This window comes from Nodosilinea sp. LEGE 07298, assembly GCF_015207265.1.
Lineage (GTDB): Bacteria > Cyanobacteriota > Cyanobacteriia > Phormidesmidales > Phormidesmidaceae > Nodosilinea.
Window position 1 is genome coordinate 1 of record NZ_JADEXE010000301.1, and the last position, 7,839, is coordinate 7,839.

The following is a 7,839-nucleotide window of genomic DNA, read 5'->3' on the forward strand; positions in this document are numbered from 1 at the left end:
CCGTTGCACTCACGGGGTAGGACTTACACCTACATGGTCATTCAGTTGTCAAGGTCTAAAGACCTTGCGCCTAATCCTCTGAAACTCAGGTGAGTTCCAGTTTCTAGGCAACGGCTCGCACCCAATCTTCATCGTTGCGAGCGCTATTGATCACCCGCACGAGCGAGATGCCGACGTAGAGCAAAAACAGGCCCCGCAGCACGTTGAAGACCAGGGGAATAGCGTCACCCGCAGCAGTGCCAAAGTTGGTTGTCATCCAGGTTTCAGCCCCACCAAAGAACTGGGCCTGGGCGGGATAGGCCAGTAGGGTGATTAGCCAGAGCAGCCCTAGACCTAGGAGTCGCCAAGCCTTTCGCCTAAAGCCCTGGGCCTTAGATGCCCGTCTGGATAGGGAACGGGAGGGTATTATGTCCCGCCTCCAGGCAAGGCCTGTCAACCCTGCCACGGCCAGCACCATGAGTAAGGCGGGGCCGTGGAAGAGGACATCTAGCGTAAGGCCCAGGAACGCTACGACAAATAGCGACGGGGTTGGAAGCGGACTCATCCGACCTACCAGTCGTTCCATCAACGGAAAAATGTAGAGAGTTTTCATGGCTCAAATGAATTGAGTCTGACTGATGATTGAAGTCTCCTGAAATCAGTCAGATGACATGACTCGCGTGCTCACCAAGGAGTGAAGTATTCGACTCGAATTGCGTGAAGATTTGATCAATATAGCAATATTTTTCAGCGGTGGGGAAATGAGAAACTAAATTGTGGATTCAGGCTCAGACAGCTCAGATCCATGCTTAAAGCCTATACAAGTCAATGAATATTGTGCCTGATTCTGCAATCTTGCGTGATGTTAATCAAGCTATTGACCGGTCTATGTAGATCTTCAAAGTAGAAATACTTTTTATACTGAGGTCATACATAATCCCTGTCACCTGAAAGTTTTGCTGCCAATTATCAACGCGATTAGCGACACGCAAAAACTCTATGGTTGCAGTCGAAATTGATCTATAAAAAATTACCAAAAGCGACGTAAGTTTATCTTCTTCGGTTCCTTTATCCCGCAGATATTTTCAGCCCAATAGGCAGGCTTCAACTAACAAAATGACACAACAACTGATTTACAGACACAAAATCAAGCGTATTGACGTCAATACGTCTTGATGTCTCTAAGTTCACAATCTTAAAGGCGGCAGGGGTTTGGGTAAGGCGAGCCTTGTAGAGGTGATCAGGAGCTGGGCGTTATACGAGGAGTGAAACACAGCTATGAAGACGGTAAGTTGTTTGTCGCTCTCTGGGGGGCAAGGGAAAACGTCGGTCTCGCTGCTGCTGGGGCGGCTCCTGGCAAACCAGGGTCAGAAGGTGCTGATGGTGGATGCCGATCCGCAGGCGAATCTCACCTTTTATCTAGGCTATGACGTTCAGGCAAATGAACCCACCCTGCTGGAGGTGCTGAAGGGCCAGGTGGAAACAGCCGATGGCATCTATCCGCTGGCAGCGGCCAATCTGTTTTTGATCCCAGCTGATGAGGGGCTGCACAAAGCCCAGGAATACTTGGCCACCATCGGGATGGGAGCCTTGGTTTTGCACCATGCCCTGGATGCCGTAAGGGAGCTGTTTGACGTTTGCATCATTGACTCGCCGCCCCAGCGCACCCAGATTTGTCTGTCGGTAATGGGGGCCTCTGACTGGGTGTTGATTCCAGCGGAGGCATCGACCAAGGGGGTAAATTCGCTGCTGCGTAGCCTAGAACTGCTGGAGGAAATGGGGCGCATACGGGCGTTTAAGGGCCAGGTGCTGGGGGTGCTGCCGTTTCGCGATAAGTGGTTTGGTAGGTCTCAGGCAACGGATAGCCGGGAGGCGATCGCCGCCATGCAGCAGGTGGCTGGCTCAATCCCGGTGCTGCCGTCAATTGTGGAGAGTGAGCGCTACAAGCAGGCGATTCGGCAGGGGCAGCGGCTGTCAGAGATTGGGTATACGGAGCTGGAATATCCGCTGTACAGGGTGATTGAGGCGTTAGAGCAGGGGCAAGGGAATGGCTGAAGATGCGCTGGAACGGTTGATGCAGCGGCAGCGCCCGAGTGTGCCGCCCCGTGCCGATGGGTTAGGGGCAGAGTTACCTGTGAAGTCTCCTCAATGGGTGACAGCTGAGGGCAATGGGTCGGGATATAGTGACTCTAGCGAGTCTACAGGTGTTGACGTCAGTATGTCTGTTAGCCAAGGTGATGAGGCCGAGTTACCGCAGCTAGTGCGGACAACCACCCGGCTGGAAGAAGAGATTGATAAGGCCCTGCGCCACCTCTGTATGGATGAGAAGATCACCAAGGAGGTGTGGTTTGAGGCGGCGTACCTTTACCTGGCGGAGCACCCCAAGGCAATGCAGGTGGTGAATGGGGTGGCGAAGGAGCGCTACCAGCGCCGGAAGCGGGCGGCAGATTTGAGGAAGCTGGAGACGATGCAGAAGCGGTTGAGGGGTTAGACGATTGCGTCGGAGCTTGCTAAGCGAACGAATTGGGGTCAAGCAATCATGATGATTTTAGAGTTCGGGATTTTGATTACCCCAGAGCAGGGGGAGGTGATGAGCGTTCTAATGCGCTGGTGACAGGCGATTTAGGCAGCATTGAACCCCGTTGTTAGGTATGTTCGTTCCAACAACATGCCTAACAAAGCATAGATACTCAGTCTCACTAGAACGATTATCAGTCAAGCCATTTCAATGGCTTGAACCTGTAAAGTTGTCAAAAAGCCTGCAATTCTTGGACTTTGGAAAGCTAAGAGCTTGTAGAATATTGGGTATTTTATTACAGTAAAAGCTCTAAAGACTAATCCTTATGGCTCAGCAACAGCAAGATAGTGTTAACGAACCAGCGAAATATACTATGACGATTTCGCGCCTGACAGTAGATAAGTTAGGGGTGAAACTTTACGATAGAGTGTCTGCGGTGATTGCTGAGCTAGTATCCAATAGCTATGACGCAGATGCAACCGAAGTTGAAATCACTGCACCAATGGGGGAATTTCTTGCGACAAAACCTAACAATCAGTTAATAGATAAAGGCTATACGATTGAGATCTATGATAACGGAATCGGGATGACACCGGAGGAAGTAAATAACTTTTATCTCTGCGTTGGAGCAGATAGACGAGCTGACAGCAAAAGAGGAGATGAATCCAGAGGATTTAAGCGAAAAGTTATGGGAAGAAAGGGAGTAGGGAAATTAGCGCCTTTCGGAATTTGTGAAAGAATAGAAATCTTAACCTCTGGCGGAGAAATGGTGAAGGGTGAGGATGAGAATGGACAAGAAGTTCAAGGATATTTGACTGCTCACCTAATTCTTGATCGAAGTGAAATCCTGCAAGAGACCGATTCCAATTACGAGCCAGAAGTTGGTGAGCTAGATGGGACTGTAAGCTTAAAAACTGGAACATTAATAAAATTGAGTAAATTTTATAAAAGAGAAGTTCCTGATATAAACATACTCGAAAGACAACTGTCTCAAAGATTCGGGATTTCTTCACAAGACTGGAAAATTATACTTTTTGATTCAACTAAAACTGAAGACGATGCCGATTACTGTAGAGAGGTAGGATCATTTGATATCATTACAATGCCAGATACAAAGATAACGTTTAGTGAAGATAGAAATGCTTATAGGTTTGATGGAAATATTTTTTCAGATCTTAAGGCAGGATTTGAGCTTAACGGAGAGTTTTACCCCATTACTGGTTGGGCAGCATATTCTAAGGATCCATACAAAGATGATTTAATGGCAGGTATCCGCATATATTGCCGTGGAAAAATCGCAGCACAAACCACTGTATTTAATAGAGGCGCAAGTTTCTCAGGTGAGTATAGTATTCGTTCTTATTTGGTAGGTGAGATTCATGCAGATTGGCTAGATGAACAAGAAGAAGATCTGATTCAAACTGACCGAAGAGATATTCTTTGGTCTCATGAGTTAGGTCAAGAATTTGAGCAGTGGGGGCTGGCATTACTCAAAAAAGTTGGCAATATGTCTCGTAACCCAGTCAAGAAAAAGACATGGGAACTATTTAAGGAGAATTCAAATATTGAAGAGAGAATTCAGCAAGCATTTCCCAGAGAAGAGCAAAATAAAATACGTGAAGAAGCAATGGATTTTGCTCAACTGATTGGCCAAAAAATGCGTGAGGATGAAGTTTCTGATCCTGCTAGGACAGAAGAAATTGTTCAACTTAGTTTGACTTTCGGCCCTCATGTCACTTTGGATCGCAAGCTACGTGAAGCTGCGGATGATACTGAGGGAACCCCTATCGCTGTCGTCGCAGAAATCTTAAAAATTGCTCGAATTGCTGAGCTTTCATCTTTTGGTCGAATTGCTGATGACCGGGTCAGAGTTATTAATAGAGTAGAGACTCTAAAGGATGATAAGCAAACGCTTGAAGCCGCCTTTCAAGATCTTATTGAGCAAGCACCTTGGCTTATAGATCCTCAGTGGTCTCCAATTACGCAGAATCAATCTTTTACAACATTAAAACAAGAGTTCCAGAAGTATTATGTAGAAAATACAGGCGAGGATATTCAACTTAAGGATTTTACAGATCCCAACAAAAGGGCAGACTTTGTGCTTTCAAATGAAGAGAACGTTATTCAAATCATAGAAATAAAACGCCCAAAACATAAATTTGAAAATTCTGAAATGGAGAGATTAGATAAATATGTAGAGCAGATGGCAAGCTTTTTGGCTGAAGAAAGTCATAAGGACTTTACTAAGGTATTTAAGGGCTTTCACGTTACACTTGTGTGTGATGATGAGAAGTTAACAGGTGTCTATAAGACAGCATTTGAAGGCTTGAGAAAAGATGGGACTTTAACATATATTAGCTGGACATCCTTCCTCAACAGAACTAGAAAGATGCATCAGGATTTCTTAAATGAAGCTGAAAGACAAAAGAGACATGCAGCACAGGGTTCGTAGCCTACCTCAGCCAACAGCAATAGATATTTTCGCTGGGGGCGGCGGATTAACAGTAGGATTAAAAAAAGCAGGTTTTAGGGTAGTCGCTGCTGTTGAGATTGAGCCGCATGCATTCTCAACCTATAAAGCCAATCACCCAGAAGTACGTGCATTCAAACAAGATGTACGTACAGTTAAAGGTAAAAGTCTATTGAAATTTTCACCTACTGGAAAAGTTGATCTTCTTTCTGGATGTCCTCCATGTCAGGGCTTTTCTGCTTTAACTTCCAAGAAAAAAGTTGATGCTGATCCACGGAACCAACTTGTTCTAGAAATGAGTCGCCTCGTAGAAGAAGTCAAGCCTAGGATTGTTATGATGGAAAACGTCCCAGGTTTGCCAAAGAAAGGTAAAGTGCTGTTTGATGAACTGCTACAAAAACTAGATTCTTTAGGCTATGTAATTAATTATGATGTCCTTCAAGTTGCAGATTATGGAATCCCTCAAAGTCGTCAAAGACTTGTCCTCTTAGCTGGAAAAGGGTTTTCAGTAGAGTTTCCAGAAAAGACTCATGCTAAAGCGGGAGAAGGCGATCTTCTGCCCTGGAAAACTTTGCGCGAAGCAATTGGTTCAATGCCAGAGCCAGTGGTTTTATCTGACATCAAGGATAATAGCAGCCCACAACAGTACAACTGGCATGTTGTTCGTTCCATATCTCCAGAAACTTTGGCAATACTTAAGGCAGCTCAACCTGGCGAAAGTAGATTAAAACTTCCAATGGAATTACGACCTCCATGTCATAAAAATAGAAAGGATGGATTTAATAATGTATATGGTCGTTTGTCTTGGGAGCAAGTCTCATCAACAATAACCGGCGGCTGTACAACCGTTAGCAAAGGTCGATTTGGCCATCCAGAGAGAGATAGAGCAATTTCTGTTCGAGAAGCCGCATTGATACAGACATTTCCGAAAGACTATATTTTTGATACACCATTCATCGACCATGTCTGTGAAATAATCGGAAATGCGCTGCCGTGTGATTTCGCTGAAGTTCTTGCTCATCAGTGCTTTAAAGCGTTATCTCAGATAGATGAGAACCTGTCATAAGTAGGTAGACCTAAGTAATCAGCATACCGATCATGACACAGCAAGGCTTCTAGCAATTCAGGGCTACGTTTAATTAGCCTCATCTACTTAACTTGTTTAGACAGTGTTGCGATTAAGACAACCAGACTAGACGACCCTTGAACCAATCTACCGGTAAGTAACGCAAGTCTAGCAGCTCGAACAGGTTGTTTGACTCGTGGAAGATCTCAACGTGATCATTTCCTATCGTTAGAATTGAAGTCAAAAGTAGTTGCTTTCTTTCATCTTTCATGCAAATTGTCCTTCCCCCTGAACTAGAACAACTCATCCAACGCCAGCTCGCCGCTGGCAAATACCAATCTGCCCTAGAGGTCATCACAGCGGGTATACACCTGATCGATCAGCAAGACGACATTTATCAAGGGCGACTCCCCGAACTCCAGCAAGATGCTCAGGTCGGCTGGGAAGCAGCCCAACGTGGCGAACTCGTTGAAGGCCCCACCGCCATGGCCCAAATTCGAGAAAACCTGCGGTCTCGCCACGCCTCTGCCGAATAATGCCTGCTCAGTTTTACCTTACTCAGCCTGCCATTCAAGACATCGAGGCCATTGCAGACTACATTGCCGGTCAGACTGGGCTCCAGCAGGCCGAGCGCTTCCTCTCAAAGCTCGATGCCAAATTCGCCAGAATCACCCAATTCCCTAATCTAGGGCGGCCACGCGACAAAATCCTCCCAGAGCTACGCAGACTCTCAATGGAGAACTACCTCATTCTCGGCGTTGCTTAACGCAAGTATGATTTGCCCCCCAGAATTGGGGGTTTTAAGGGGGCCATACGGGGTGCCCTGGTTGTAGCCTTTTAACTCAAGGGCTAGGTCAACTTCTTCACCTCTGTAGGTGTTGTTGACCTCGTACCCATCGTGCTTGTTGCCCAAGACATCGTATGAGAAAGTCTCCCAGCGGGTCATAATTTTAGCCATTACTCCTCTTTGCTCTTGCTAACACTAATGGCTTGCTGCAGTTCTCGAAGCAGGACAAGTACTGTTCGGTCCTCACTTGATAAAAAGGCTTGGTCACTCAAAGCCTTCACTGACTTACCTACGGTGGGCACTAAATGGTCGGGAAATTCGATCTGCATGTGATCTCTCCTACTTAAGCAGTGGTCATTGCATCATTGAGAGCGCGTTGTCTCGCATCCTGATGCTCTTTTGTGCAGCCGTCTACTACGTTCAGCCTATAACCTAACTCTTCTAATTCTTCTTTGAGATTAGTGAACTCAGGCTCTGTGCACTCGGTGGTCATCAAGAAGATTGCTTTAAGGCTGCACGCGCCGTGTTGGCCTACGTGCTCGTAGCTTAGGCGGCGTTGCTGAATGGCAGTATGAATTTGCGAAATCCGGAAGGAGTTTTCAAAGATTTGAGCCGTCGCTTCATACCCTGAATCAGCAACGCCTCATTCTCTATACCGCAACCGAATCTAGAGTAGACATCTTGCGAGTCGTCAGTGGCTACCGCGATTTAACGAGTTTGTTCACAGACAACGACGAGGAGTAATCGACTTTCGGTAGACAGGGTAGACGCCCGGTAGACAGGGTGTCTACCGGGCAAAAGCCTTTATCCACAATCTCTTCAGCCATTTCGGTAGACGGTAGACACTTTCCTGGCAATTCCCCCTTGGCAAACCCTGTCTACTTGTCTACCGTTTCGCTACAACCCTTATCCATCGACACTTTCAGCGGTAGACACCCCGTCTACCGTTTCCTCAAATCTGTCTACCGCGTCTACCGTTGCCCGCCACCGTAGTCGATTCCCCATCCCCTGAGTTTCCC

7 protein-coding genes are annotated in these 7,839 nt (G+C 46.6%); 6 read left to right on the forward strand and 1 reads right to left on the reverse strand.

The window, feature by feature from the left end; translation table 11 throughout:
* Positions 1-103: 103 nt before the first annotated feature.
* Positions 104-592, reverse strand: a complete 489-nt coding sequence (locus IQ273_RS27335; protein WP_194026288.1) for a hypothetical protein — start codon at positions 590-592, stop codon at positions 104-106.
* A 665-nt stretch (positions 593-1,257) separates the two neighbouring features.
* On the opposite strand from IQ273_RS27335, the gene IQ273_RS27340 reads away from it, so the two are divergent.
* From IQ273_RS27340 to IQ273_RS27365, 6 genes are all read left to right on the forward strand, one after another.
* A complete protein-coding gene (locus IQ273_RS27340; protein ID WP_194026289.1) occupies positions 1,258-2,034 on the forward strand; it encodes a ParA family protein in 777 nt (258 codons plus the stop codon).
* Positions 2,027-2,470 (forward strand): hypothetical protein, encoded by a 444-nt coding sequence (locus tag IQ273_RS27345; protein WP_194026290.1) that lies wholly within the window; start codon positions 2,027-2,029, stop codon positions 2,468-2,470. The genes IQ273_RS27340 and IQ273_RS27345 overlap by 8 nt, the downstream gene beginning before the upstream one ends.
* Before the next feature lie 352 nt (positions 2,471-2,822).
* A complete protein-coding gene (locus IQ273_RS27350; RefSeq protein ID WP_194026291.1) occupies positions 2,823-4,949 on the forward strand; it encodes an ATP-binding protein in 2,127 nt (708 codons plus the stop codon).
* Positions 4,906-6,033, forward strand: a complete 1,128-nt coding sequence (locus tag IQ273_RS27355; protein ID WP_228053977.1) for a DNA cytosine methyltransferase — start codon at positions 4,906-4,908, stop codon at positions 6,031-6,033. The genes IQ273_RS27350 and IQ273_RS27355 overlap by 44 nt, the downstream gene beginning before the upstream one ends.
* Positions 6,034-6,302: 269 nt before the next feature.
* A complete protein-coding gene (locus IQ273_RS27360; RefSeq protein ID WP_194026292.1) occupies positions 6,303-6,569 on the forward strand; it encodes a type II toxin-antitoxin system ParD family antitoxin in 267 nt (88 codons plus the stop codon).
* Complete coding sequence (locus tag IQ273_RS27365; protein WP_228053979.1) at positions 6,569-6,799, forward strand: type II toxin-antitoxin system RelE/ParE family toxin; 231 nt, start codon at positions 6,569-6,571, stop codon at positions 6,797-6,799. The genes IQ273_RS27360 and IQ273_RS27365 overlap by 1 nt, the downstream gene beginning before the upstream one ends.
* The last annotated feature ends 1,040 nt before the right edge of the window (positions 6,800-7,839 follow it).

Excerpts from the sequence above, each read along its gene's own strand:
- IQ273_RS27335 (WP_194026288.1), bottom strand. The coding sequence starts at position 592 with ATGAAAACTCTCTACATTTTTCCGTTGATGGAACGACTGGTAGGTCGG.
- IQ273_RS27340 (WP_194026289.1), top strand. The coding sequence starts at position 1,258 with ATGAAGACGGTAAGTTGTTTGTCGCTCTCTGGGGGGCAAGGGAAAACG.
- IQ273_RS27345 (WP_194026290.1), top strand. The coding sequence starts at position 2,027 with ATGGCTGAAGATGCGCTGGAACGGTTGATGCAGCGGCAGCGCCCGAGT.
- IQ273_RS27350 (WP_194026291.1), top strand. The coding sequence starts at position 2,823 with ATGGCTCAGCAACAGCAAGATAGTGTTAACGAACCAGCGAAATATACT.
- IQ273_RS27355 (WP_228053977.1), top strand. The coding sequence starts at position 4,906 with ATGAAGCTGAAAGACAAAAGAGACATGCAGCACAGGGTTCGTAGCCTA.
- IQ273_RS27360 (WP_194026292.1), top strand. The coding sequence starts at position 6,303 with ATGCAAATTGTCCTTCCCCCTGAACTAGAACAACTCATCCAACGCCAG.
- IQ273_RS27365 (WP_228053979.1), top strand. The coding sequence starts at position 6,569 with ATGCCTGCTCAGTTTTACCTTACTCAGCCTGCCATTCAAGACATCGAG.